The 25311-nt window shown below is 73.7% G+C and carries 22 protein-coding genes; 6 read left to right on the top strand and 16 right to left on the bottom strand.

Annotated elements, in window-relative coordinates:
• Positions 1–1843 (top strand): protein kinase domain-containing protein (locus tag BBH68_RS14855; protein WP_065962552.1); only part of this gene is annotated, 1843 nt, incomplete at its 5' end.
• A 39-nt stretch (positions 1844–1882) separates the two neighbouring features.
• Here BBH68_RS14855 and BBH68_RS14850 read toward each other — a convergent pair.
• Positions 1883–3166: an adenylosuccinate synthase gene (locus BBH68_RS14850; protein ID WP_065962541.1), complete on the bottom strand. Its 1284-nt coding sequence runs from the start codon at positions 3164–3166 to the stop codon at positions 1883–1885.
• 154 nt (positions 3167–3320) lie between these two features.
• On the opposite strand from BBH68_RS14850, the gene BBH68_RS42555 reads away from it, so the two are divergent.
• Positions 3321–4616, top strand: coding sequence for a diacylglycerol kinase family protein (locus BBH68_RS42555; protein ID WP_174589027.1), 1296 nt, complete (start codon positions 3321–3323; stop codon positions 4614–4616).
• An 18-nt stretch (positions 4617–4634) separates the two neighbouring features.
• Here the strand turns inward: BBH68_RS42555 and BBH68_RS14835 are convergent, their stop codons facing one another.
• A complete protein-coding gene (locus BBH68_RS14835) occupies positions 4635–5204 on the bottom strand; it encodes a GbsR/MarR family transcriptional regulator (protein WP_079150999.1) in 570 nt (189 codons plus the stop codon).
• Positions 5205–5285: 81 nt separating this feature from the next.
• On the opposite strand from BBH68_RS14835, the gene BBH68_RS14830 reads away from it, so the two are divergent.
• Together BBH68_RS14830 and BBH68_RS14825 are read left to right on the top strand one after the other, a co-directional pair.
• Positions 5286–6200 (top strand): ABC transporter ATP-binding protein, encoded by a 915-nt coding sequence (locus BBH68_RS14830; RefSeq protein ID WP_065962540.1) that lies wholly within the window; start codon positions 5286–5288, stop codon positions 6198–6200.
• Positions 6197–7852: an ABC transporter permease gene (locus BBH68_RS14825; protein WP_065962537.1), complete on the top strand. Its 1656-nt coding sequence runs from the start codon at positions 6197–6199 to the stop codon at positions 7850–7852. Before BBH68_RS14830 ends, BBH68_RS14825 begins: the two co-directional genes overlap by 4 nt.
• Positions 7853–7923: 71 nt before the next feature.
• Here the strand turns inward: BBH68_RS14825 and BBH68_RS14820 are convergent, their stop codons facing one another.
• The 13 genes from BBH68_RS14820 to BBH68_RS40730 form a co-directional block, all read right to left on the bottom strand.
• Positions 7924–9153, bottom strand: a complete 1230-nt coding sequence (locus BBH68_RS14820; protein ID WP_065962534.1) for a cytochrome P450 — start codon at positions 9151–9153, stop codon at positions 7924–7926.
• 9 nt (positions 9154–9162) lie between these two features.
• On the bottom strand, positions 9163–10245 hold the full coding sequence (locus tag BBH68_RS14815) for an alpha/beta hydrolase family protein (RefSeq protein ID WP_079150998.1): 1083 nt from the start codon (positions 10243–10245) through the stop codon (positions 9163–9165).
• A gap of 2 nt (positions 10246–10247) precedes the next feature.
• On the bottom strand, positions 10248–11624 hold the full coding sequence (gene kynU / locus BBH68_RS14810) for a kynureninase (protein WP_065962532.1): 1377 nt from the start codon (positions 11622–11624) through the stop codon (positions 10248–10250).
• Positions 11617–12459 carry a tryptophan 2,3-dioxygenase family protein gene (locus tag BBH68_RS14805; RefSeq protein WP_065962531.1) on the bottom strand — a complete coding sequence of 281 codons (843 nt, stop codon included), beginning with the start codon at positions 12457–12459 and terminating at the stop codon, positions 11617–11619. Before BBH68_RS14805 ends, kynU begins: the two co-directional genes overlap by 8 nt.
• Before the next feature lie 149 nt (positions 12460–12608).
• The gene (locus tag BBH68_RS14800) at positions 12609–13022 is read right to left on the bottom strand and encodes a DUF3151 domain-containing protein (RefSeq protein WP_065962530.1); all 414 of its coding nucleotides are present in this window, start codon (positions 13020–13022) and stop codon (positions 12609–12611) included.
• Positions 13023–13082: 60 nt separating this feature from the next.
• A complete protein-coding gene (locus BBH68_RS14795; RefSeq protein ID WP_245738064.1) occupies positions 13083–14723 on the bottom strand; it encodes an MFS transporter in 1641 nt (546 codons plus the stop codon).
• A gap of 299 nt (positions 14724–15022) precedes the next feature.
• Positions 15023–16045 carry a class II fructose-bisphosphate aldolase gene (gene fbaA, locus BBH68_RS14790; RefSeq protein WP_065962528.1) on the bottom strand — a complete coding sequence of 341 codons (1023 nt, stop codon included), beginning with the start codon at positions 16043–16045 and terminating at the stop codon, positions 15023–15025.
• A 191-nt stretch (positions 16046–16236) separates the two neighbouring features.
• The gene (gene pyrE / locus BBH68_RS14785; RefSeq protein ID WP_065962526.1) at positions 16237–16776 is read right to left on the bottom strand and encodes an orotate phosphoribosyltransferase; all 540 of its coding nucleotides are present in this window, start codon (positions 16774–16776) and stop codon (positions 16237–16239) included.
• 46 nt (positions 16777–16822) lie between these two features.
• Positions 16823–17638 carry an aldose epimerase family protein gene (locus tag BBH68_RS14780; protein ID WP_065962524.1) on the bottom strand — a complete coding sequence of 272 codons (816 nt, stop codon included), beginning with the start codon at positions 17636–17638 and terminating at the stop codon, positions 16823–16825.
• A 134-nt stretch (positions 17639–17772) separates the two neighbouring features.
• Positions 17773–18663 (bottom strand): SRPBCC domain-containing protein, encoded by an 891-nt coding sequence (locus BBH68_RS14775; RefSeq protein ID WP_065962523.1) that lies wholly within the window; start codon positions 18661–18663, stop codon positions 17773–17775.
• 211 nt (positions 18664–18874) lie between these two features.
• The gene (locus BBH68_RS14770; protein WP_065962548.1) at positions 18875–20530 is read right to left on the bottom strand and encodes a polyamine aminopropyltransferase; all 1656 of its coding nucleotides are present in this window, start codon (positions 20528–20530) and stop codon (positions 18875–18877) included.
• A gap of 120 nt (positions 20531–20650) precedes the next feature.
• Positions 20651–21169: a DUF2617 family protein gene (locus BBH68_RS14765; RefSeq protein WP_065962521.1), complete on the bottom strand. Its 519-nt coding sequence runs from the start codon at positions 21167–21169 to the stop codon at positions 20651–20653.
• A gap of 295 nt (positions 21170–21464) precedes the next feature.
• Positions 21465–21779: a hypothetical protein gene (locus BBH68_RS40730; RefSeq protein WP_104531304.1), complete on the bottom strand. Its 315-nt coding sequence runs from the start codon at positions 21777–21779 to the stop codon at positions 21465–21467.
• A gap of 162 nt (positions 21780–21941) precedes the next feature.
• Between BBH68_RS40730 and BBH68_RS14760 the strand changes: the two genes are divergently transcribed.
• Both BBH68_RS14760 and BBH68_RS14755 read left to right on the top strand, forming a co-directional pair.
• Positions 21942–23135: a pyridoxal phosphate-dependent aminotransferase gene (locus BBH68_RS14760; protein WP_065962517.1), complete on the top strand. Its 1194-nt coding sequence runs from the start codon at positions 21942–21944 to the stop codon at positions 23133–23135.
• Positions 23136–23305: 170 nt separating this feature from the next.
• Positions 23306–24544, top strand: coding sequence for a hypothetical protein (locus BBH68_RS14755; RefSeq protein WP_174589026.1), 1239 nt, complete (start codon positions 23306–23308; stop codon positions 24542–24544).
• Between the two features lie 53 nt (positions 24545–24597).
• Here BBH68_RS14755 and BBH68_RS14750 read toward each other — a convergent pair whose 3' ends face one another.
• The gene (locus BBH68_RS14750) at positions 24598–25134 is read right to left on the bottom strand and encodes a YbjN domain-containing protein (protein WP_065962515.1); all 537 of its coding nucleotides are present in this window, start codon (positions 25132–25134) and stop codon (positions 24598–24600) included.
• Between the last annotated feature and the right edge of the window lie 177 nt (positions 25135–25311).

Here is a 25311-nt window from a genome sequence, read left to right as displayed (position 1 = left end):
GGAGAACCTCGGGGCCCAGGACCCGCCGTGGATAGGCGAGTACCGGCTGCTCGCCAGGCTGGGAGAGGGCGGAATGGGCCGGGTGTACCTGGCCCGCTCCGCCCGCGGCCGCACCGTCGCCGTAAAGCTGGTGAAGGCCGAACTGGCCCGCCAGCCGGACTTCCGCGGCCGTTTCCGGCGTGAGGTCGCGGCCGCGAGACGGGTCGGCGGCCAGTGGACCGCGCCCGTCCTGGACGCCGACACCGAGGCCGAGGTGCCCTGGGTGGCCACCGGCTACATCGGCGGCCCCTCCCTGCACGACGTGGTCGCCGGGCATTCCGGCGCGTTGCCCGAGCACTCCGTACGGACCCTCGCCCACGGGCTCGCCCTCGCGCTCCGCGACATCCACGGCGCCGGGCTGATCCACCGCGATCTGAAGCCCTCCAACATCCTCGTCACCATCGACGGCCCGCGCGTCATCGACTTCGGCATCGCGCGGGCGCTGGACACCATCGCGGGCCTGGGCACCGGTCTGACGGTGACGGGCGCGGTCGTCGGCTCACCCGGCTTCATGTCGCCCGAGCAGGTGCGCGGCGAGACCGTCACCGCCTCGAGCGATGTCTTCTGTCTCGGGTCGGTGCTGGCCTTCGCCGCCACCGGCCGCCAGCCGTTCGGCAACGTGACCAGCGGGGTGCACGCCCTGCTGTACCGGATCGCCCAGGAGGAGCCCGACCTGGAGGGGCTGCCCGAGGGGCTGCGCGAGCTGGTCACCGGCTGTCTGAACAAGGATCCGGCCGCCCGGCTGTCGGTGGAGGAGGTGGTGGCCCGCACCGCGCCGCGGGCGGACCAGGCGGACGCCGCGGCCGGCCCCTGGCTGCCGGGCGAACTGCTCGCCAAGCTCGGGCGGGACGCGCTGCAACTGCTGGACATGGAGGCGGACGCCGACACCGACCCGGACACCGCCACCCTCCGGCGGACCCCCGTCCCGGCCGGCCCCGTCGGCGCCCCGACCGCGCCCGCGGCGTCCGGCCACGCGATGCAGGGCGGGCCGGCGATGCCCGGCATGCACGCGCAGCCGACCACGCCCGCCGCCTACCCGGCCGCCGCCCACCCCGGCTACCCGATGGCCGGCGGCGTGGCCGGGCAGCCCTGGGCGGCCGCCCAGCACCACCCGCCGGGCCGCTTCCCCGCCCCGCCCGCCAGGACGCTGCGCCCCTCGCGCGGCCTGGGCAACACCATGATGTGGCTGTTCGGCGCCTTCGCGCTGCTGTCCGTCGCCCACCTGGGGCTGAACGGCACCCTGTACAGCGCCTACGTGGACAAACTCAGCGGCGCCGGCACCCAGAGCGCGATCGACGAAACCAGCGAGGCCCTGGGGATCCTCGAGATCTTCACCGGGCTGCTGGGGCTCACGCTCGTCGTGATGTACCCGGTGTGGTTCCGGCGCGCCTACCTCAACGCCACGTTCCTCGCGCCCGGCCGCCAGCGGTACGACAGCGGCCTCGCGGTCGGTTCGTGGTTCATCCCGGTCGCCCAGCTCTGGCTTCCCAAGCAGATGGCCAATGACATCTGGTCCTCCAGCACGCCCCCGGGTACCCGGCCCGCCTCCCGCGCGCTGCTGCACTGGTGGTGGGCGCTGTACGTGACGATGTTCGTCGTCATAGCCGTCCAGGGACTGGTGGACGCCTTCGCCGACACGGCCGACGAGAGCCGGCAGGCCGTCGCCTGGGACATCCTCAACGACCTCGTCTCGATCCCCGCGGCCGTGCTCGCGCTGCTCGTGGTCTCCCGCCTCACCAGGATGCAGCAGCCCCAGCGCTGGCAGCCGGAAGCCGGGGCCTTCGGGCCTCCCGCCATGCGGTAGCGGGAGGCCCGGCCGCGGGTTTCCCCGTGCCTCGGAGGATCAGAGGAACGAGTTGATCTGGATCGTCTCGTCGCGGCCCGGCCCGACGCCGATCGCCGAGATGGGCGCGCCCGACATCTCCTCCAGCGCCTGCACGTACTTCTGCGCGTTCTTCGGCAGCTGGTCGAAGGACTTCGCCTGGGTGATGTCCTCCGACCACCCCGGCAGCGTCTCGTAGATCGGCTTCGCGTGGTGGAAGTCGGTCTGGCTGTACGGCAGCTCGTCGACCCGCTTGCCGTCGATCTCGTACGCGACGCAGACCGGGATCCGCTCCCAGCCGGTCAGCACGTCCAGCTTGGTGAGGAAGAAGTCGGTCAGGCCGTTCACCCGGGTCGCGTAGCGCGCGATGACCGCGTCGAACCAGCCGCAGCGCCGGTCGCGGCCGGTGGTCACGCCCCGCTCGCCGCCGATCGTGCGCAGCTTGTCGCCGTCCTCGTCGAAGAGCTCGGTCGGGAACGGCCCCGCGCCGACCCGGGTGGTGTAGGCCTTGAGGATGCCGATCACCCGGTTGATCTTCGTCGGACCGACGCCGGTGCCCGTGCAGGCACCGCCCGCGGTCGGGTTCGAGGAGGTCACGAAGGGGTACGTGCCGTGGTCGACGTCCAGCAGCGTGCCCTGGCCGCCCTCGAAGAGCACGACCTTGCCGTCGTCGATCGCGTCGTTGAGGATCAGGGTCGTGTCCGCGACGAAGCCCCGGAGCTGGTCCGCGTAGCCCAGCAGCTCCTCGACGACCTGCTCGACGGTGATCGCGCGCCGGTTGTAGAGCTTGGCGAGGACCTGGTTCTTGAAGTCGAGGGCCGCCTCGACCTTCTGCCGCAGGATCGACTCGTCGAAGATGTCCTGCACCCGGATCCCGACGCGGTTGATCTTGTCGGCGTAGGCCGGGCCGATGCCCCGGCCGGTGGTGCCGATCTTCCGCTTGCCGAGGAACCGTTCCGACACCTTGTCGAGGGTGGTGTGATACGGCGTGATCAGATGCGCGTTACCACTGATCAGCAGCTTGGACGTGTCGATGCCGCGCGCGTTCAGCCCGCTCAGCTCGGAGAGCAGGACCGCCGGGTCCACGACGACGCCGTTGCCGATGACCGGGGTGCATCCCGGGGAGAGGATTCCGGAAGGGAGGAGGTGCAGCGCGTACTTCTGGTCGCCGACGACGACCGTGTGGCCGGCGTTGTTGCCGCCCTGGTAGCGCACCACGTAGTCCACCGAGCCGCCGAGCAGGTCGGTGGCCTTTCCCTTGCCTTCATCACCCCACTGAGCACCGAGCAGCACAAGTGCGGGCACAGGCGTACACCCCTTCCGGGCGGGGCATGTCCAACGTGCGTGGTGGCTCGCGCAACCACAAGAGCCGTCGAACCGGTGCCCCGGATAGACGAAGCCCCTGGCGCAACAGCGACAGGGGCTCTTGCACCGAGAGATTACCTGAGGAAGGACCGAGGTGTCGGCTCCAGATCCCTGGCAGATTTCTCCGGACGCCGTCCGGGGGCGCCCCCTGCTCGTGCTCATCGACCCGGCGGCCCGCCGATCGGACGGGGAGTCGGTGCGGATCGCGAAAGATGTGCTGTGTGCGGGCGCGGCCGCGAAAATCTGCCTGCCGGAGGGGCCGGAGGAGGTCGAGCGGGCGCTGGCCCGGCGCGGCAGCCGCCGCCCGGTCGTGGTCGGCGACCACCGGGCCCTGCTGCGGACCGTGGAGCTGCTGCACCGCAAGCGGGAGCTGGCGGACGCGGCGCTGTCGGTGGTGCCGGTGGGCGGCGCGGCGACGGTGTCGCTGGCCCGCGCCCTCGGGCTGCCGACGGACGCGGTCAGCGCGGCGCGCACGGCGCTCGACGGCGCCGCCCACCGCCGTGACCTGCTGGTCGACGAGAGCGGCGGGGTGGTGCTCGGCGGCCTGCGGATCTCCGGCGGGGAGCAGATGGGGGCCGGGGCGGGTGCGTACGGCGCGGGGTACGGGGCCGAGGTCGGCGGGTGCGGCTTCACCCCGTACGAGGGCCCGCACGACGGCCCGTACGAGGGCCCGCACGACGGCCCGTACGACAGCCCGCACGGCGGCCCCTACGGCGGCCCGCACGAGGGCCCGTACGACGGCCCCTACGGCGGCCCGCACGGCGGCCCCTACGAGGAGGCTCAGGACGGCGGCCACGGGGCCCAGGACGGCCCGTACGAGGCTCGGGACCGCGACCCGTACGAGACCCGCGACGGGGGCGAGGACGGCGCTCCGTACGGGGCTCCGGACGGCGCCGCCGGCAGCCCCGCGGGCGGCGCCGTGGGCAGCGCGGCGGGCGGTGGCGGGCGCGCCGGCGTCGGGCCCGCCCGGGGCCCCGGCGGCTTCTCCGCCACGGCCGGCCACCAGCCGTGGTGGACCCCGGCGGCCCGCACCGCGCGCAGCGCGCTGACGCTGCTGTCGCTGCCGGGCATCGGCCTGGGCGGCTCCCGGCGGCGGGTGCGGCCGCCCGCGCAGCGGCTGCGGGTGGAGGCGGACGGCGTGCTGCTGGCCGACCTGGACGAGCCGGTCGAGCGGGTCTCGGTGTCCACGGCGGCGGGCGGCGGCCTGGCCGAGGTCGTGGTCCACCCGCGCGCCGGGACCGGCCCGGTCCGGGTGCGCGCCGGTGCGATCACCGTCTCGGGGCCCGACTTCCACTACCGCGCGGACACCGTGACCCGGGGCCCGGTGCGCACCCGCACCTGGACGGTGCTGACCGGGGCCTGGCACCTGATGCTCCCGCGAGGGGGCTGAGCCGGGATGCCGACGGACTTACGGCGCTCCGGCCGGGCCGGCGCCCCGCTCCTCCGCGCGGGCGCTCTCCTCACGGGCCCGCCAGCGCGCCAGCATGTGGATCAGCTCCGCCTGCATGAACTCGTAGAACTCCGCGGTCTTGGCCACGCGTGCGCCCGCCGGGGTGTCGCTGCCGAGTATCTTCGCGCCTTCGCGCATCGTGTTCTGCCAGCGGGTGAGGAACTGGTCGCGGTGGGCCACGGCCTCGTACCAGACCTCGTTGTAGAGGCGGTACTGGTCGCGCCGGGAACCCGGCTCGCGCTCGCGGGTGATCAGGTTCAACTGGTTCAGGTAGCGGACCGCGCCCGAGACCGCGGCCGGGCTGATCCGCAGCCGCTCGGCGATCTCGGCGGCGGTGAGCATGCCGGGGTCGGAGACGAGCAGGGCGGCGAACACCCGGGCGCCCATCCGCTGCATCCCGGCCTCGGTCATGTCCGCGGCGAACCGCTCGACGAACCGGGACACCTGCTCTTCGTCACGCGCCGCTTCCTCGCCCCCGCTCTCACGGGCGCTCCCCTTCTGCGTCACCTCCGTCACCGCCCTCACCATCTCCCCTCGTTGCTCGTTCAATATCAGTTTATACGCTTCCCTAACTTCACAAATTTGTGAAACTAGCGTAGCTTCAGAAGCATGACAACGGCAATCTCCACCTCCGGCCTCCACAAGTCATTCGGCCGTACCCATGCGTTGGACGGCCTCGACCTGGAGGTCGAGACGGGCGAAGTCCACGGTTTCCTCGGGCCGAACGGGGCCGGGAAGTCCACCACCATCCGCGTCCTGCTCGGTCTGCTGCGAGCCGACAGCGGAGCGGTCCAGGTGCTCGGCAAGGACCCCTGGCACGACGCGGTCGAGCTGCACCGCCGCATCGCGTACGTGCCCGGCGACGTGACCCTGTGGCGCAACCTCAGCGGCGGCGAGGTCATCGACCTCTACGGGCGGCTGCGCGGCGGCCTGGACAAGGACCGGCGCGCGGAGCTGCTCGAGCGCTTCGAGCTCGACCCCACCAAGAAGGGGCGCACCTACTCCAAGGGCAACCGGCAGAAGGTCGCGCTGGTCGCCGCCTTCGCCTCGGACGTCGACGTGCTGATCCTCGACGAGCCGACCTCCGGGCTCGACCCCCTCATGGAGGAGGTGTTCCGCGACTGCGTGATCGAGGAGCGGGACCGGGGCCGCACGGTGCTGCTGTCGAGCCACATCCTCAGCGAGGTCGAGGCGCTGTGCGACCGGGTCAGCATCATCCGCAAGGGCCGCACCGTCGAGACCGGCTCGCTCACCGAGCTCCGCCACCTCACCCGCACCTCCGTCACCGCCGAGCTGGCCGGCCCGCCCAACGGCCTGTCCGCCCTCCCCGGCATCCACGGCCTCGACATCCAGGGCAAGCGGGTCAAGCTCCAGGTCGACACCGACAAGCTGGACGCCGTGCTGCGGCAGCTCAGCGAGTCGGGCGTGCGCAGCCTGACCAGCACCCCGCCCACCCTGGAAGAGCTGTTCCTGCGCCACTACCAGGAGGACATCCGCGACGAGGCAGAGGCGGTCGCCCGATGACCGCCGTGGCCGACACCCGCGCCGCCGCACCCGAGCGCGCCGGCTCCCGCGACCTGGCGGGCACCGGCACGCTGCTGCGGCTCGCCCTGCGCCGCGACCGGGTGATGCTCCCGGTCTGGGTGCTGGCCATCGGCCTGACCGGCAGCAGCGCCCTGGGCCGGATGAAGAGCACCTACGAAACGGCCGCCGACCGGGCCGAAGTCGCGCACGACATGAACCACAACGGCTCGATGCGGTCCATGCTCGGCGTCGCGTTCGGCGACTCGTACGGTGCGCTCACCGCCTGGCGCGTGGGCGTCTTCCTCGCCGCCTTCGCCGGGATCATGAGTGTGCTCCTGGTGATCCGGCACACCCGCGAGGAGGAGGAGTCGGGCCGCCAGGAGGCGCTGTCGGCCGGCATGGTCGGCCGCCGCGCCGGCCTGACCTCCGGCCTGCTCACCATGGGCATCGCCAACGCCGCCGTCACCCTGCTGATCGCGGCCACCCTCGCGGGCGAGGGCGGCGCCGGCGCGCTCGCCCTGGGCCTGGGCGTCGGCCTCACCGGCCTGGCCTTCGGCGGTGTGGCCGCCGTCGCCGCCCAGATCACCGAGAACGCGCGGCTGGCCCGGGGCCTGGCCACCGGCGCCGTCGGCATCGCGTACATGCTGCGCCTGCTGGGTGACGCGGCCGAGGACGGGTCGAAGGGCTCCGGCCATGTGCTGGTGTGGCTCTCGCCCATCGGCTGGGCGGAGTACACGCGGCCGTTCGCGAACGAGCGGTGGTGGGCGCTGCTGCTGCCGCTCGCCTTCGCGGCCGTCCTGCTCGCCGTCGCCTACTCCCTCGCGGGCCGCCGCGACATCGGCGCCGCCTTCTTCCCGCCCCGCCCCGGCCCCGCCTTCGCCGACCGCTCCCTCCACGGCGTGTACGGACTGGCCTGGCGGCTCCAGCGCGGCACCCTGCTGGGCTGGTGTATCGGCATCGCCCTTGCCGCCGCCGGCCTGGGCGGCGTCTCCAGCGGCGCCGACGACATCGTCGGGGACAGCGAGAAGAACCGCGAGATCATCGAGCGCATGGGCGGCACGCAGAACATCTCCGACGCCTTCCTCGCCTCCATGATCAGCATCCTGGGCGTGGTCATCACCGTCCAGGCGGTCGGCGCGGTGCTGCGGCTGCGGAGCGAGGAGACCGACCAGCGCGCCGAACCGCTGCTGGCCAACGCCGTCAGCCGGCTGCGCTGGGCCGCGAGCCACCTCGTCATCGCCTATCTCGGCCCGGCCGTCATCCTCCTCGCCGGCGGCCTGGCGGCGGGCGTGGTCTACGGGGCCGCGTCCGACGACCTGGGCGGCCAGCTGCCCCGCGTCCTGGGCGCCGCGCTCAGCCAGCTCCCGGCGGTGTGGGTCGTCACCAGCGTGGTGGTCTTCCTCTTCGGCCTGCTGCCCGCCGCCACGACGTCGCTGGGCTGGGGCGTGGTCGGGGTCGTCGTCGCGCTCGGCTGGCTCGGCCCGGCGCTGGACGCCCCCCAGTCCGTGCTGGACATCTCCCCCTTCGGCCACCTGCCGAAGCTCCCGGGCGCGAGCGTCTCGGCGACGCCCTTCGTCTGGCTGCTCCTGCTGACGGCCGTGCTGACGGCCGCGGGGCTGTGGGGGTTGCGGCGCCGCGACATGAGCAACTGACCGGTCGGTGAACGGCGGAACCCCCGCCGTCGTCCACAGGGACGACGGCGGGGGTTCCGCCGTTCGCGGATTCAGACCTCGACCAGCAGCTCCCGCAGCCCCCGGATCACGAACCCCGGGTTCCACCGCGGCTCCGCCACCAGCCGCAGCCCCGGCGCCCTCCGCAGCAGCGCGCCGAAGGACGCGGTCAGCTCCAGGCGGGCCAGCGGCGCGCCCAGGCAGTAGTGGATGCCCCCGCCGAAGCTGAAGTGCGGATTGTCCGCACGGGACAGGTCGAGCCGGTCGGGGTCGCGGAAGCGCTCCGGATCGCGGTTCGCGGAGCCGAAGAGCAGCGCCACCTCGCTGCCGCGCGGAATGACCGTCCCGCCGACCTCGATGTCGTCCAGCACCCACCGCTCGAACAGCTGCAGCGGCGTGTCGTAGCGCAGCAGCTCGTCCACGGCGGTGGGCAGCAGCGCGTCCGGATCGGACCGCAGCAGCGCCAGCTCGTCGGGGTTGCGGAAGAGAGCCAGCCAGCCGTTGCCGGTGGAGTTGACCGTGGCCTCGTGCCCGGCGTTCAGCAGCAGCACACAGGTGGAGATCATCTCCTGCTCGGTCAGCCGGTCCCCCTCGTCGTGCGCCGCCACGAGCCCGCTGATCAGGTCCTCGCCCGGGGACCGGCGGCGGGCGGCGATCAGCTCCCGCAGATACGCCGAGAACTCCACGGAGGCCCGCACCGCGCGCCGCGCCGTCTCCTCCCCCGGGTTCAGCTCGTACATCCCGCAGATGTCCGCCGACCACGGCCGCAGCGCCGCCCGGTCCCCGGGCGGGATCCCCAACATCTCCGCGATGACCGCGACCGGCAGCGGCTCGGCGACCGCCGCCACCAGATCGCCGCCGCCCTCGGCGACGAACGACTCGACCAGCTCGTTCGCCAGCCGCTCCACGGTCGGCGCAAGCCGCTCGACCATACGCGGTGTGAACGCCTTGGACACCAGGCGGCGCAGCCGGGTGTGGTCCGGCGGCTCCAGGTCCAGCATCCCGTGGTCGTTGAGCGTGTGGAACGGCTCGTGTTCGGGCGGCGGGGCGGTGCGGCCGAACTCCTCGTGGCTGAACCGGTGCAGATAGGTACGGCCCAGACGGCGGTCCCGCAGCAGGGCGCGGACATCCTCGTAGCGCGGGATCAGCCACTGCCGGGAGGGCTCGAAATACTGCGCCCGGCCACGGTCGCGCAGCGCCGCGTACACCGGGTAGGGGTCGGCGACGAACGACGGCCGCCACGGGTCGAAGGCCGCCGGGGCCTGCACTGCGCTGCTGCTCATGGCGGGACGCTACCTCACGCCTTTCGGCGGGTTGGGCGGGCTCGGTGCCCGGTGGGCTCGGTGGGCTCGGTGGGCTCGGTGGGCTCGGTGGGTTGGGTGGACTGTGTGGGCTGTGTGGGCTGTGTGGACTGGGCGGGCTGTGTGGGCTCGGTGTGCGATCTCGTCGGCGACCGTGCGGGCGGCGGGCGCCGTGGGGTCGATCAGCGGGAAGTGGCCGGCGCCGGCCACGCGCACCATGCGGACCGGCTGTCCGGCGCGCCGCGCGGCCGCCGCGAACGCCTCCGCGACCGGCGGCGGAACGTCGATGTCGGTGGTGCCCTGCACGAGGGTGGTGGGGACGGCGGTGGGCAGCAGCGCGGCGGGATCGGCGAGCGGCAGCCGGTCCGGTGCCCGCTCCTCCCCGTCGAGGAGTTGGTCCACGGCGTCGGAGCAGACCCGCAGCTCCCGAGCCGTCGTGAAGTCCGCGATGGGCGCGAGGGCGACCACGCCGCACACCGGGGGAGGGGAGGCGAGGTGCCAGCGGCAGCCCGGCGGCAGGACGTGGCGGGCCGCCGCCCACAGCGCGGCGTGCCCGCCCGCGGAGTGCCCGGCGAGCACGACGCGCGCCGGGTCGACGGGCAGGGCCAGCCCGCGCGCCAGCCCGGGCACGGTGTCCACGGCGGCCGCGATGTCGTCCAGCGTCTCCGGCCACCGCCCGGCCCGCGGCCCCGCCGCGCTCCCGGCCCCGGCCGTGTCCACCGCGTCCGCCTCCCCCGCCTTTTCCGCCTGCTGCCCCTTCTCCGCCTCGTCACGGGCGCCCCGGCGGTACTCCACCGACGCCACCACGACGCCGCGCCCCGCCAGATAGGCGGCGAACGGCGAGAGGTGACGCCGGTCGTACGGGGCGCGCCAGGCGCCGCCGTGGAACAGCAGCACCAGCGGGACGGGCGCCGCCGACTCAGCCTCGGGCAGATAGAAGTCGACCACCTGGTCGCGGTGGTCACCGTACGCGGCGACCCGGTGCGGGGCCACGGGCGCCAGCCCGAAGAGCGACGCCGCCTCGGCCTCGCCGGCCCGGCCCGCGTCCGCGCCTGTTTCCCGATCGGCGCCCACCGCTACGCCACCTCCCCCGGCGCCTCCGCGAGCACCGCGGCCAGGACCCGCGCCGCGCGCTCCACATCGGCGAAGCCCGTGTAGAGCGGGGTGAAGCCGAAACGCAGGATGTCGGGCCTGCGGAAGTCGCCCACGACACCGCGCCGGATGAGCTCGGCCATCACCTCGCCCGCGTCGGCGCAGCGCAGCGCGACCTGGCTGCCGCGCTCCTGGTGGGCCGCGGGGGTGACGGATTCGACGCGCCCGGCCGGGACGTACGCCTCGACGCAGCGCAGGAAGAAGTCCGTCAGCGCCAGGCTCTTGGCCCGCACGGCGTCCGGCGAGACACCGTCCCAGACCTCCAGCGCGGCCTCCAGGGCCAGCATGGACAGGATGTCCGGGGTGCCGACCCGACCGCGGCGGGCGCCGTCGGCCGGGGCGTAAGCAGGCGCCATGCCGAAGGGGTCGGCGTGGGAGTTCCAGCCGGGCAGCGGGGAGTCGAAGCGGGGCTGGTGCGCGCGCGCCACGTACAGGTAGGCGGGCGAACCCGGCCCGCCGTTGAGGTACTTGTACGTGCAGCCGACCGCGAGATCGACCCCGTGCGCGTCGAGCCCCACCGGCAGCGCGCCCGCGCTGTGGCACAGGTCCCACACGACGAGGGCGCCCGCCGCGTGGACGGCGGCCGTGGTGCCGGGCAGGTCGTGGAGGCGGCCGGTGCGGTAGTCGACGTGGTTGACGAGCGCGACGGCGGTGCGCGGGCCGACGGCGGCGGCGATGTCGGGGGCCGGTACGGGGCGGAGCGTGCAGCCGGTCATCCGGGCGGCCGACTCGGCGATGTAGCCGTCGGTGGGGAAGGTGGACTCGTCGACGAGGATCTCGTCGCGCGGCTCGGCGCGCGTCCCCTCCTGCGACTCGGCGCGCGTCCCGTCCCGCGGCTCCTCGCCCCCCGCCGCCCGCGCCTGGGCGATCCGTACCGCTCCGACGACCGCCTTGAAGACGTTGACGCTGGTCGAGTCGCCGACCACCACCTGCCCGGGCGCCGCGCCGACGAGCCGCCCGATGCGGTCGCCGATCCGCTCCGGCGCCGTCCACCAGCCGCTCTCCTCCCAGGAGCGGATGCGCAGCCGCCCCCACTCCCGGCCGATCACGTCGGCCAGCCGGGCGGGGACGGCGGCCGGCAGGGCGCCGAGCGAGTTGCCGTCGAGGTAGACCGTGCCGTCGCCGGCGTCGTCGGCGTCGCTGTCGTTGTTGTCGTTGTCGTTGTTGTCGCTGTTGTCGCTGTCGCTGTCGCTGTCGCTGTCGCTGTCGTCGAGGACGAACTCGGCGCGCTTGGCGCGCAGCTCGTCGGCGGCGTCCAGCTTCGCCGCCTCTTCCGCCAGGGTCGCGTGGGGCTCAGACATGGCTGCGCGCCGTCCACAGCTCGGGGAAGACGTTCTTCGCCGCCCGCTTCTCCAGCCAGGCGACCCCCGCCGAGCCCCCCGTGCCGGTCTTGGCCCCCATGGCCCGCCGGGTCGCGACGAGATGGTCGTTGCGCCAGCGCCACACCAGCTCGGCGACCTCCGTGAGCGCCTCGCCTAGCCGGGCCGGGCCGCTGTCCTCCGGGCCGGAGTAGATCTCCTGCCAGACCCGCTCGACCGCGGGGTCCGGCTCGTAACGCCGCGCGGGGTCGCGGTCCAGCACCGACTCGGGGATCGCGAAGCCCTGGCGGGCGAGATGGCGCAGCACCTCGTCGTAGAGGCTGGGCTCGGTCAGCGCCTTCTCCAGCTCCGCGTGCACGCGCGGCGCGCCCCGGTGCGGGACGAGCATAGACGCGGACTTCTCACCGAGCAGGAACTCCATCCGCCGGTACATGGCGGACTGGAAGCCGGAGCCCTCACCGAGCGCGGAACGGTAGGCGTTGAACTGGGCGGGCGTGAGGTGGGCGAGCGGCTTCCACGACGCGTTGAGCGACTCCAGCTCGTACGTGGACCGCTTCAGGGCGGCCAGCGCGGTGGGCAGGTCGTCCTCGCGCAGCGCCTGCGCGGCGGTCTGCCACTCGTGGACGATGACGGTGAACCACAGCTCCATGACCTGGGTGGTGACCAGGAACGCCATCTCCCCGGGGTCGTCGGAGAGCGGGTGCTGGAGGTGGGTGAGCACGGACGCCTGGACGTAGTCCTCGTAAGGGGTCGTGCCTTGGAAGTCGAGATTCGGGGCGTCCGGCTCGGCTTCGTACGGGGCAGGCTGATGCGACATCGCCGTCTCCTGAGTCTGCTGCTACCGGGTAGCGGTCCGCCCCTTCCTCATCGGCATCGGAGCCCCGGTCCCCTCGGGGCCCGCCATGAGCGGGCCCCGAAGCGCATCATGCGTGCCGTGCGCACTTATCGCAAGTGCGCTTTGAAACCCTAGGAGAGGGTGTCCGCCGCCGTCGGGGAGCTCTCCCGCAGGAACGTCGAGCAGCGCTCGTACTCCTCCTGCTCGCCGATGGCCTGCGCGGCCCGGCCCAGCGCGTGCAGCGCGCGCAGGAAGCCGCGGTTGGGCTCGTGCTCGAAGGGCACGGGGCCGTGCCCCTTCCAGCCGCTGCGCCGCAGCGCGTCCAGACCACGGTGGTATCCGGTGCGCGCGTACGCGTACGACTCGACCACGCGCCCAGCCTCGAACGCCTCGTCGGCGAGCTGCGCCCAGGCGAGGGAGGAAGCCGGATACTTCGCCGCGACCTCGGCCGGAGCGGCGCCGGAGGCGAGCAGCTCACGCGGCTCGGGGTCGTCGGGCAGATGCGTCGGGGGCGGTCCCCCGAGGAGGTTCTCGTGAATGGCCATGAGATCCAGTCTGCCTGCTCCGGCGCCGGGTGGGTCACACTCCGCCCGCTGCCCGGCCCGTCAGCGGGGTGGGCGGTGCGGGTGGCGTGGGTGGTCCCCGCCGTCCTGGCCGCACCGGCGGGCCGGGGCGCCCGGGGGGCGGTCGCCCGGGTCCAGGGGCGGGGCGCCCACGCCGCAGTGGTACGCGCACTCGGGCCGGCACGGCCGCCGCTCCCCGCCCCGGGCCCCGGCCCCGCCCTCACCCCCGGCCCCGGCCCCGACTCCGCCCCCGACCTCGGCCCCGACCCCAGCCCCGGCCCCGGCCTTCCGTGGGGCCTCCGCCGCTTCCACCGCACCGCCCCCTTCCGGGCTGGGCGCACCGCTGGGCACGGCAGGCGCGGCCTCCAGCACATCGGCCCGCACCGTGCACCAGGCCACGACGGCGCCCAGGACCAGCACCCCGGCACAGATCGGCATCGCCCGCCCGAACGTCGCGGCGAAGCGGTCCGCCGAGCGGTACGCCTCCGGCCCCATCCCCGCCAGCAGCGGCAGCGCCGCCACCGCGACCAGGCCCGCCGCCCGCGCGGCCGCGTTGTTGATGCCGCTGGCCAGGCCCGCGCGTTCGACCTCGACCGAGGCCAGCACGGTGGCGGTGAGCGGGGCGACCAGCGTCACCATGCCCAGCCCCAGCACCAGCAGCGCGGGCAGCACGTCCCGCCAGTAGACCGCCCCCACCCCGGCCCGCGTCATCAGCAGCATCCCGGCAGCGCACAGCAGCGGGCCGACGGTCAGCGGAATGCGCGGCCCGATGCGCCGGCCCAGCTCGCCGGAGCGCGCCGACAGCAGCAGCATCAGCACGGTGGTCGGCAGCAGGGCGGTGCCCGCGGCGAGCGCGGAGTAGCCCAGGACCACCTGGAGCTGCAGCACGGACAGGAAGAAGAAGCCGCTGAAGGCCGCGTACACGCACAGGGTCACCGCGTTGACGGCGGTGAACTGGCGGGAGGCGAAGATGTCGGGCGGCAGCATCGGGTCCCGCCGGGCCCGCTCCACGTACACGAAGGCGATGCCCAGCAGAAGCCCCACGACGGCGGGGATGATCACGGCGGACGACAGGCCCGCGCCGGGCGCGGCGATCAGCGCGTAGGTCACCGAGGCGAGCGCCAGGGCGCCCAGCGCGGCCCCCAGGACGTCGAACCGCCCGTGCGCGCGGGGGTCGCGGGACTCGGGGACATGGCGCAGGGCGACCGGCACGCAGACCGCCGCCAGCGGGACGTTGAGGAAGAACACCCAGCGCCAGCCCGGCCCGTCCACCAGCCAGCCGCCGACGAACGGCCCGATCGCCGCCCCGACCCCGCCGAACCCGGACCACAGGCCGACCGCCCGCCCCCGGTCGTCCGGGTGGAAGGTGGCCTGGATCAGCGCCAGGGACCCCGGCGTGAGCAGCGCCCCGCCGATCCCCTGGAGGGCGCGCGAGGCGATGAGCACCCCGGCGTTCGGCGCCAGCCCGCACAGCAGCGAGGCGACGGCGAACCACACCACGCCGATGACGAAGACCCGCCGCCGCCCGAAGCGGTCCCCGAGCGCACCGCCGAGCAGGATCAGCCCGGCGAGGGTGAGCATGTAGGCGTTGACGGTCCACTGGAGGACGGCGAGATCGGCGTTCAGGTCGAGGCCGATGTGGGGCAGCGCGACATTGACGACGGTGCTGTCGAGCAGCGCCATCGCCGACCCCAGCACGGTCGTGAGCAGGATCCAGCGCCCGGCCGCCGACGACACGCGAAACGACCCGGCCACGTCGCGCTCCACACCGCGCTCCGCGCCGCCGGATGGCGCCTCGGGCGCCGTCCCGTACTCACGACCTGGGCCGGGCCCCGGCCCGGAATCACCCATACGTGGATCCTCCCCGCCCCCGGCCCCCATCGCCAGCCCAACTCTGGAACTCCCGCAACTCCCGCAACAGAAAGACGCCGGGCCCGGCACCCACTGGAGCTGGGGGCCGGGCCCGGCGGGGGCTGAGAGGGTTACTTCAGCTTGGTGCCCGTGGAGCGCAGGTCCGCGCACGCCTTCGTGACGCGCTCGGCCATGCTCTTCTCCGCGACCTTGCCCCAGCTGCGCGGGTCGTAGGTCTTCTTGTTGCCGACCTCGCCGTCGACCTTCAGCACACCGTCGTAGTTGCGGAACATGTGGTCCGCGATCGGCCGGGTGAAGGCGTACTGCGTGTCCGTGTCGAGGTTCATCTTCACCACGCCGTTCTCCAGCGCCGTGCGGATCTCCTCCTCCGTGGAGCCGGAGCCGCCGTGGAAGACGAAGTCGAACGGGTCGGACTTGCCGTGCTTCGCCGCGACGCCGTCCTGCAGCTCGCGCAGCAGCTCCGGGCGGAGCACGACGTTGCCCGGCTTGTAGACGCCGTGGACGTTGCCGAAGGACGCGGCCAGCAGGTAGCGGCCCTTCTCGCCCAGGCCGAGCGCCTCGGCGGTCCGCTCGGCGTCGGAGACGGTGGTGTACAGCTCGTCGTTGATCTCGTGCGAGACGCCGTCCTCCTCGCCGCCGGTCGGGGTGATCTCGACCTCGAGGATGATCTTGGCCTTGACGGTCTCGGCGAGCAGCTCCTGCGCGATACGGAGGTTCTCGTCGAGCTTCTCCGCGGAGCCGTCCCACATGTGGGACTGGAAGAGCGGGTTACGGCCGGCCGCGACACGCTCCTGGGAGATCGCGATCAGCGGACGGACGTATCCGTCGAGCTTGTCCTTGGGGCAGTGGTCGGTGTGCAGGGCGATGTTCACCGGGTACTTCTCGGCGACGACATGCGCGAACTCGGCGAGGGCGACCGCACCGGACACCATGTCCTTGCTGTACTGACCGCCCAGGAACTCCGCACCACCGGTGGAGATCTGGACGATGCCGTCGCTCTCCGCCTCGGCGAAGCCGCGCAGCGCGGCGTGCAGAGTCTGCGTCGAGGTCACGTTGATCGCCGGGTAGGCGAACTTGCCTGCCTTCGCCCGGTCGAGCATCTCGTTGTAGATCTCGGGGGATGCGATGGGCATCTGTCCGCTCCTTGGGGTGTGCGGGATTGGTTCTTGGCCCTGACCTAGGGGAACTACGGGGGCGACGTCATCGTCGTGGCCATCTTCCCAGACTCCGCCCTTTGCTCCACACGGCGCACGGCGGGATGACTCGGACGGGGGGCGGTGGTTTCACGTGAAACCACTGCCCCCCGTCACCACGTCTGCTCGGGTCAGCCCAGGCCGAGGTCGCTCAGCGAGTACGCCGTCACATACCGCAGCCCCGCCTGCTCGATCGCCGCCGCCGCCCCGCGATCGACGATCGTGGCGACCGCGACGACCTCCGCGCCCGCCTCGCGCGCCGCCTCGACGGCGGTCAGCGGCGAGCCGCCGGTGGTGGAGGTGTCCTCGACCACCAGCACCCGCCGGCCCTTGATGTCCGGGCCCTCGATGCGCCGCTGCATGCCATGGGTCTTCTGAGCCTTGCGCACCACGAACGCGTCGAGCCTGCGCCCCCGCGCGGCGGCGGCGTGCAGCATGGACGCGGCGACCGGGTCGGCGCCGAGCGTGAGCCCGCCCACCGCGTCGTAGTCCAGGTCGGCCGTGGCGTCGAGCATGACCTGACCGACGAGCGGTGCCGCCTCCGCGTCCAGGGTGATCCGGCGGAGGTCGATGTAGTAGTCGGCCTCCAGCCCGGAGGAGAGGGTCACCTTGCCGTGGACCACGGCCTTGTCCTTGATCTGCTGCAGCAGGGCGTCACGCGCATCGCTCATGGGCACGAGCTTATGCGCTGTCCCCCCGGAGCCCTCACGAGCGGTCTCACCCGAGGCGACGCCAGCTCCAGGTCATGGACAGCTCCAGCGGGTCGATGGGGGTGACCAGGCGCGGCAGGGTGTTCAGGCCGTTGGGCGGGCCGGACTGCGGCTCGACGCAGACCGCCTCCGCCTGCTCGTCGTAGACGACGACCCACTCCGTACGGCTGGTGACCTTCAGCTCCAGCCGCCCCGGCCAGGTGAGCGTGACGTCCACGCCCCCCGGCATGCCGAAGCAGTCGTCCCAGGGGCCGGGGCGCGGCTCGATCCGGCGGCCGGTGGGCAGGTGGTTGTCGCCGCGCTCCTCCTGCCACTCGGCCTGGAAGGCCAGCTCCACATCGGCGCCGCCGTCGCCGAGGTCCCTCAGGAACCACGGGTGCCAGCCCACCTGCGCCGGAAAGGAGTCGCCCTCGGTCTCCACGCTCATCGTGGTGGTCAGGGAGTCCGGGGACAGCTGGAAGGCCTGGGTGACCCGGCCGCTGTACGGCCAGGGGTCGGCGAGGTCGTAGGTGAAGGCCGCGGCGGCGGTGTCGATGTCGGCCGTGCGCCACGCGACGTCCCGGCCGGTGCCGTGGATCGCGTGCGGCGGAGCGTTCACGGGCAGTTGGTGGAGTCGGCCGCCGTTGCGGAACTGCCCGTGCTCCACCCGGCCGCACCAGGGCACCATCGGGAACGAGCCGAATCTCGGGCCCTGCCGCAGCAGCTCCGTACCGCCGATGCGCAGCGAGCCGACACGGCAGCCGTTGCCGGGCGCGACGGTCAGCTCCACATCCCCGGCGCTCAGCCGTACGCCGCGGGTATCCGTTGTCTCTTCGGTGGTCACGCCCCGACTTTATGCGCCCGCGCCCGCGCTCGCCTCGCTACGTTCCACAGCGCTCACTTTCCGCGGGCGCTCACTTTCCGCAGCGCCCACTTCCGCGGGCGCCCACTTCCGCGGGCGCCCACTTCCGCGGGCGCTCACTTTCTGCGCCGCAGGACCCGGCTGACGACAACAGCGGACGCGAGCACCACCGCGGCGGCGGGCGCCGCCCAGCGCAGGGCCATGCCGGCGGGGGACACGGTCTCGGGCGCGGGCACGGGGGCGTACCGGCCGCGCGGCGGGGCGTGGTCGACCTCCTCGGTGCTGCGGCCGATCATCGTGCGGCGGGCGTGCGCGGCCTCGGCGGGGGGCTCGTCGCCGAGCTCCCCCAGCTCGTCGAGCTCGCTCAGCTCGCTGAGGTCCTCGACCTCGGCCACACCCTCCAGGTCCTCGATGTCCCCGATGTCCCCGATGCTCTCGACGCCCTCCAGGGCCTCTGCCCCGTCGATCCCGTCGATCCCGTCGATCTCTTCGATGTCGTCGAGGTCCCCGACCTCGTCGACGGCGACCTCGTCGAGGGCGTCCACCGCCTCCGCCTCGTCGAGCGAGACGACCGGGTCGCTCTCCAGTCCGCCGGCCAGCGCCGCCCCGAAGCGGTCCAGCAGCCGGCGGGCGACCGTGGCGGCCGTCTGCTCGTCGAACTCCGCCAGCCGCCCCTCGCTGCGCACGGTCCCGGAGCAGACCAGCGTGGTCCCCCCGGTCGCGGCCCGCACCCCCACGGTCAGCGCGAGCTTCACCGAGCCGCCGCCGCGCACCTCCGTGCCCTCGCCCTCCACCTCGAAGCCGTCGCCGCGCTCGGCGACCCGCAGCGCGCCGCGGTAGGTGATGGTCGAGCCGCCGATCCGCAGCCGCAGCCGCCCGGCGAGCGGGCCCGCCGCCTCGTCGGCGTCCTGCTGGAGCCCGGGGACGCAACGGGCGACGCGGTCGGACTCCGTGAGCGCCAGCCGGACGGTGTCGACGGGGAACGGTACGAACACCTCATGCTCCATAGCTCAAGACACTACCCATCGCGCCTCCCGTGAGACCCGTTCCGGCGCGACTTTCGCCGCTTACGCCATGTTTTCCCGCGTGATGCGGGTGACAGCGGATATCGGGGCACCAGGCAGGAGCCGGCGGGCCCGGCGGCTCACGGCGCGTACCGGGGATGCACAGCGCCCGGCGACTCAGGGCGCGTGCCCGGCGTACCCAGCGCCCGTCGGCTCAGGGCGCGTACCGGGGGTGGGTCAGCGTCGAGGCGGGCAGCCCGGGCTCCCGCTGCCGCGCCGCCTCGCGCGCGCCCGCGCGCAGCGCGCCCGTGGTGAGCGACTGCGGGCGCGGGCCGTGGCCGGGCAGACGCAGCCGGACCGGGGCGCGCCCGGCCAGGACGAACCCCCAGTCTTGCGGGGTCGCGCCCCCGCCGACCGCGTACGGCACGGTCCTCAGGCCGACGGAGCGCAGGGTCGACTCGACCGTCCAGTAGGCCTTCGGGTCCGCGCCCAGCGATCCCGCGTGCACCACGAGCCGCCCGCCGGGCGCCAGCGCGCGCTGCACCAGCCCGTAGAACTCCTGCGAGTAGAGCTTGGCGCCGGCCGTGACGCCGGGGTCGGGCAGATCGCACACCACGACGTCGTAGCCGCCGGGCGGGAAGCGCTCGACGGGCGGGCTCCGCGTGCCCGACAACCGGTGCGGGCCCGCCTGGCCGCCCGCCCGGTCGCCGCCCCCGCCCCCCGCCCGGCGCAGCCAGCCGAACGCGTCGGCGGTGACCACCCGCACCCTCGGGTCCCGGTAGGCGTCCGCGTTCAGGGCGGTCAGCCCCGGGTCCGTACGGGCCAACCGCACCACCCCCGCATCGAGTTCCACCACGGTCACCGAGCGGACCCCGCCGTACCGCAGCACCTCGCGCGCCGCGAGCCCGTCGCCCCCGCCCAGCACCAGCACGCGCCGGTGCGGCCCGGCCATCGCGGGATGGACCAGCGCCTCGTGGTAGCGCAGCTCGTCGCGCCCGCTGACCCGCAGCCGGCCGTCGAGGAAGAGGGACAGCGGCCGGCCGTCCGCCCCGCCGCCGGTCAGCACGATCTCCTGGACGCCGGTGCGTACGGCGACGCGGATGTCCGGCCCGTACACGGCGCGCCGGGCGGCCCGCTCGAAGGCGGGGGTCAGGACCGCGCCGGCGGCCAGCAGGGCGAGCACCACCACATTGGCCACCACCAGCGTCCACCGCGCGCGGCGGCTCAGGTCGCGGCGGAACAGCCACAGCACCAGCGCCCCGCCGGCGACCGCGTTGACCGTGCCGGTCAGCAGCGCGCCGGTCAGCTGCCCGAGCGCGGGCAGCAGCAGGAACGGGAACGCGAGCCCGCCGACCAGCGCGCCCACGTAGTCCGCCGCGAACACGTCGGCGACCGCGCCGCCCGCGTCCTGCCGCCGCACCCGCTGGATGAGGGTCATCAGCAGCGGCACCTCGGCGCCCATCAGCACCCCGATCGCCAGCGAGAACCCGACCAGCGCGGCGTGCGACTGCCCGGACCACACGAAGGACGCGTACAGCGCCATCGCCGAGCAGCCGCCGACCAGCGCGAGCACCGCCTCGACCACGCCGAAGCCGACGGCGGCCCGGCAGCGCAGCCACTTGGCCAGCAGCGAGCCGAGGCCCATGGCGAAGACCATGACCGACAGCACGACGGACGCCTGGGTGACCGAGTCGCCCGTCAAGTAGGAGGCGAGGGCGACCAGTTCGAGCTCGTAGACGAGCCCGCAGGCGGCGCAGACGAAGACGGTGCCGAGCACGAGGAAGCGGCCGAGCCCGGCCGGGACGGGCAGCCGCGCCGGGCTCTCCGACTCGGGCCGGGACGGCTCGGGCCGCGACGGCTCGGGCCGCAGCGGCTCACGCGGAGACGCCTCGGGCCGCGACGGCTCACGGGGAGACCCCTCGGGCCCGGACGGCTCGCGCGGAGACGGCTCGGGCGGGGGTGTCACACCAGGGGCGGTGGGCACCGGCACTCAGAGGGCCGCCGCGACCCGCGCCCCCACCCATGTGCGGGTCGTCACCAGCCGCCCCTCCTGCGGGTAGGCGTGCCAGGTCCGCCAGCTCACCAGGCTCCCGCGCCGCTGCGCGACCATCGCCGTGAACGCGTGCGGGCTGCCGGGGAAGGTGCCGGCCAGGCCGTGGGGGTGGTCCGCCACCAGCGCGAGCAACTCCTGCGCGCGCCCCGCGAACGCATCGCCCGACAACTCCTCGACGCGCGCCGCGAATTCGTACTCACGGCCGTCGACCAGGGTGGAGACGCCCATCGGCAGCGGGGTGCTGTGGCCCGACATGCAGGCCACGGTCTCGGAGCAGGAGCCCCCCGCACCCTCCAGGAGGACTTGGTGAGAGGCCCCGAGCAGCCTCAACTGTACGGAGAACTCACGCAGTCGCAGATCGAGGACGGCCAGAGCCGGAAGCGGCTCCCGGCCCAGGCACCAGGCGAGGTCGGCGGCGCGGGTGTCGGTGTAAGCAGTTTTGAGGGTGGTGAGCATGGGTCGGCTCCGCAAGCAGCGCAGGGGAAGAGATGGGCCGGCCCGCCCCGCCGTGAGCCGGGCGCGCTCGAATGCGCCGGCTTGTGCCCACGCGGGGTCCGTAGGGTCGGTGGTATACGGAATCATGAACTGAGCAGGCAGCACATCGTTTTTACCCACCTTCGCCAGGGGTCCACCCCTGCGAGGGTCTACCAGTTCACGTGTTCAATGAGCACTGACGCCCAACAGGCGTGCGCCCGGCGTGCCTTTGGCACACCGGGCGCACCCGGGACGGAAGAAGCCGACCACCCGTGAGTCAGCTCCCTCCTCCGCAGCCACCACCGCCTCCGCCACCGCCGCAGGACGAGCCGCCCCCACACGACGACCCGCCGCCACCGCACGAGTGGTGATGGCCCCCGCTGTGTCCCCCGTGTCCGTGTCCGTGTCCGTGCCCGTGTCCGTGTCCGCTGCTTCCGCCGCCGTCGGCCCCCGCGGCCCACCAGCTGCTGTCGGAGCCCCCGCCGTACGCCGAGGTGCCCCATGCCCTGGCTCGCCGGGTCCGCGCGGTGCCGAGCGCGGCCAGGACCGCGATCGCGAACGCGCCCAGGATCAGCACGACCATGAAGGTCATCGGACCTCACTCTCCCTTCGTTCCCCCGTGTCCCCCGTGCTCCCCCGTGTCCCCGTAGCCCCCTCAGTCCCCCGTATCGTCTTTGTTCCCTCTGTCATGAACGATGCCCGGGCGGCGGGACGGTCAAAGCGGAGTTGAGGAACTCCAGAGGTTGGGCGCAGGATGGCCCCCATGGGACGACCGCTGCTCAACCGCCGCCTGGCCGCATTCGGCACCACGATCTTCGCCGAGATGTCCGCGCTCGCCGTGCGCACCGGCTCCATCAACCTCGGCCAGGGCTTCCCCGACAGCGACGGCCCCGAGGAGGTGCGCGAGGCGGCGGTCCGCGCCCTGCGCGACGGCCGCGGCAACCAGTACCCGCCGGGCCCCGGCATCCCCGAGCTGCGCACCGCCGTCGCCGAGCACCAGCAGCGCTGGTACGGGCTGTCGTACGACCCGGACCGCGAGGTGCTGGTCACCGCGGGCGCGACCGAGGCCATCGCCGCCTCGCTGCTCGCGCTGCTGGAGCCGGGCGACGAGGTGATCGCCCTGGAGCCGTACTACGACTCGTACGCCGCGTGCATCGCGATGGCCGGCGGCACCCGCGTCCCGGTCACCCTCCGGCCCGACACCACCGGTCCCCACCCCGCCTTCCGGCTGGACCTGGACGAGCTGCGGGCCGCGGTCACCGACCGCACCCGGCTGATCCTCCTCAACACCCCGCACAACCCCACCGGCACCGTCCTCACCCGCGAGGAGCTGGCCGCCGTCGCCGAGCTCGCGGCCGAGCGGGATCTGCTGGTGGTGACGGACGAGGTGTACGAGCACCTGGTCTTCGGCACCGCGCACACCCCGCTCGCCTCCTTCCCCGGCATGCGCGAGCGCACCGTCACCATCGGTTCGGCCGGCAAGACCTTCTCCTTCACCGGCTGGAAGGTTGGCTGGGTGACCGGCTCCCCGGCCCTGGTCTCGGCCGTCCGCTCCGCGAAGCAGTTCCTCACCTACGTCTCCTCCGGCCCCTTCCAGTACGCGGTCGCCGAGGCGCTGCGCCTGCCCGACAGCTACTTCCACTCGCTCCGCGAGGACCTGCTGGCCAAGCGCGAGCTGCTGGCCGCCGGGCTTGCCGAGGCGGGCTTCGCGGTCTTCCGCCCCTCGGGCACGTACTTCATCACCACCGACATCCGGCCGCTCGGCGAGACCGACGGGTTCGCCTTCTGCCGCGCCCTCCCGGAGCGCTGCGGCGTCGTGGCGATCCCCAACGCCGTCTTCTACGACCACCAGGACCAGGGCGCCCCCTTCGTACGCTTCGCCTTCTGCAAGCGCGAGAGCGTCCTGGAGGAGGCCGCGACGCGCCTCAAGGGCCTCAAGGTCTCATGACGGGCTGGGCCCCCGCCCCCCGGTAGCTGAGCCCCCCGCCCCCGGCCCCCGTATGGGTCACCCCGGTCGCGGCCGGGCGCGCGGGGGCGCATGGTCGGTATGTGCCGAGCCCCGCCGCATTCCCGGGGCTCGGCACGCGACCGCCGCGCCTACCCCTCCGGAGGTGGCCCGTGTCCGCCGATACCAGCGCACCCATACGGGCCCCGGAGCCGCCGGCACCGTCCCCGGCCCACCGCCGCGCCGCGCCCCGTCTGCGCGCATCGCTGCGGCGGGCCGCGCCCGCGCTCGGGCTGTACGCCGCGAGCCGGCTGATCGGGCTGGTGTGCATGGCGGCTTGGGCCGGGCGGATCGGCAAGCACCCGCGCACGCTGCTCGGCTACTGCTGGGACAGCGTCTGGTACGTGGGCGTCGCCCGCCACGGATACAACGGCAACGCCCTCCTGCCGGACCCCGCCAAGCACGGGGTGACCTTCAGCGACATGGCGTTCTTCCCGCTGTTCCCGATGCTGATGCGGACCCTCACCACCCTCCTGCCGATCTCCGCGGTGACCGCCGGCCTGGTGGTCGCCTGGGTGGCGGCGGGGGTGGCGGCCTGGGGGATCCACGCCGTCGGGGAGCTGCTGTACGGGCGGCGGGTGGCCATGGCGCTGGTGGTGCTGTGGGGGCTGCTGCCGCACGCGATCGTGCAGTCCATGGCGTACACCGAGCCGCTGCTGACCGCGCTGGCCGCCTGGTCGCTGTACGCGGTGCTGACCCGGCGCTGGCTGTCGGCGGGGGCGCTGGCCCTGCTGGCCGGCGCCTCCCGGCCCAACGGGATCGCCGTCGCGGCGGCCGTCTGCTGCTGCGCGGCGGCCGAGCTGTGGCGCCGGAGGCGGGCGTGCGGGACCCGAGAGGTGCTCGAGGCGCGCGGGGCGTCCTGGCGGGTGTGGGCGGGGGCGGCGCTCTCGCCGCTGGGCTGGCTCGGCTATCTGGCCTGGGTCGGCTGCCGGCGGGGCAGCTGGCGCGGCTACTTCGCCGTCCAGGAGGAGTGGGGCTCCCGCTTCGACTTCGGCGCGAACGGCCTGCGGTTCGTCCGGTACCTGCTCATCCACAAGGCGTCGTTCGCCTACTTCGTGGCGCTGGTGATCCTCGGCGTCGCGGTGGTGCTGCTCGCGCTGCTGGTGGCGGACCGGCCGCCGCTCGCGCTGCTCGTCTACACCCTGGTCCTGGTCGCCATCACGCTCGGCGGCTCCAACTACTTCGCCTCCAAGCCGCGCTTCCTGCTGCCCGCCTTCCCGCTGCTGCTGCCGGTGGCGCTGGCGATGACGAGAGCCCGGCCGCGCACCGCCGTACTGACCGGCGGCGCGTTGGCCGGGTTCTCCTTCGTCTACGGGACGTATCTGCTGACCGTGGCCCGCATCGCGATGTGATCCGGCGCGGGCCGGGCGGTGCGGCCGTCAGACCTCGCCGCCAGACCTCGCCGTCAGACCTCGCCGTCGTCCGGCTTCTCGTCGCCGTCGGACTCGATGTCGGCCTCGAGGCCCAGCTGCTCGACCAGCCACCGGTCGAATTCGATCGAGGCCCGCACCCAGCTGACCGTGCTGGACACGAAGTGCTCCAGGCTGACGCCGGTGCCGATCAGCATCTGCGCCTCACCGATCAGCCGGACGGTGCCGTCGTCGTTGGTGTGGCTGTAGACCTTCGGCCACAGCGTGCGACGGTTCCAGTCGTCGATCGCCTCGAGCAGTCGCGGCTTCTCGTCGATCTCGTGCGGCCGGTCGTAGAAGGTCCGGACCGAGAAGACCTGCTGCTCCTCCTCACCACGGAACATGAAGTAGGTGCGGAACTGCTCCCACGGCGCCGCGAGGTCTCCCTCCTCGTCGACGACGTACTTCAGCTCCATCTGCTCCAGCAGCTGCTTGACCAGGTCCTGGTCGGGCAGCACGGGGCCCGTCGGACCCGTCGGTTGCGGCTCGGGCTGGCCCCCGAAATTCGGAATCGAGGACGGGTCGATGCTCACCGTGGATTTCCCTTCGTCTGGATACCGCCATCCTCCCTCACACCCGCCCCCACCGTGCAAGCCCGGGCCAACTCTTGCCGGATCGGCGGATCCGATCACCCACACCCGACGGCGAAAAGGCGGGTGGCCCGCGGCGCGCGCCGCGGGCCACCCGCCCGGTGCCGGGGCCGCCTGCCG

It is taken from the genome of Streptomyces sparsogenes, assembly GCF_001704635.1.
Classification (GTDB): Bacteria; Actinomycetota; Actinomycetes; order Streptomycetales; family Streptomycetaceae; genus Streptomyces; species Streptomyces sparsogenes.
This window is presented reverse-complemented; position numbering and strand designations above follow the sequence as displayed.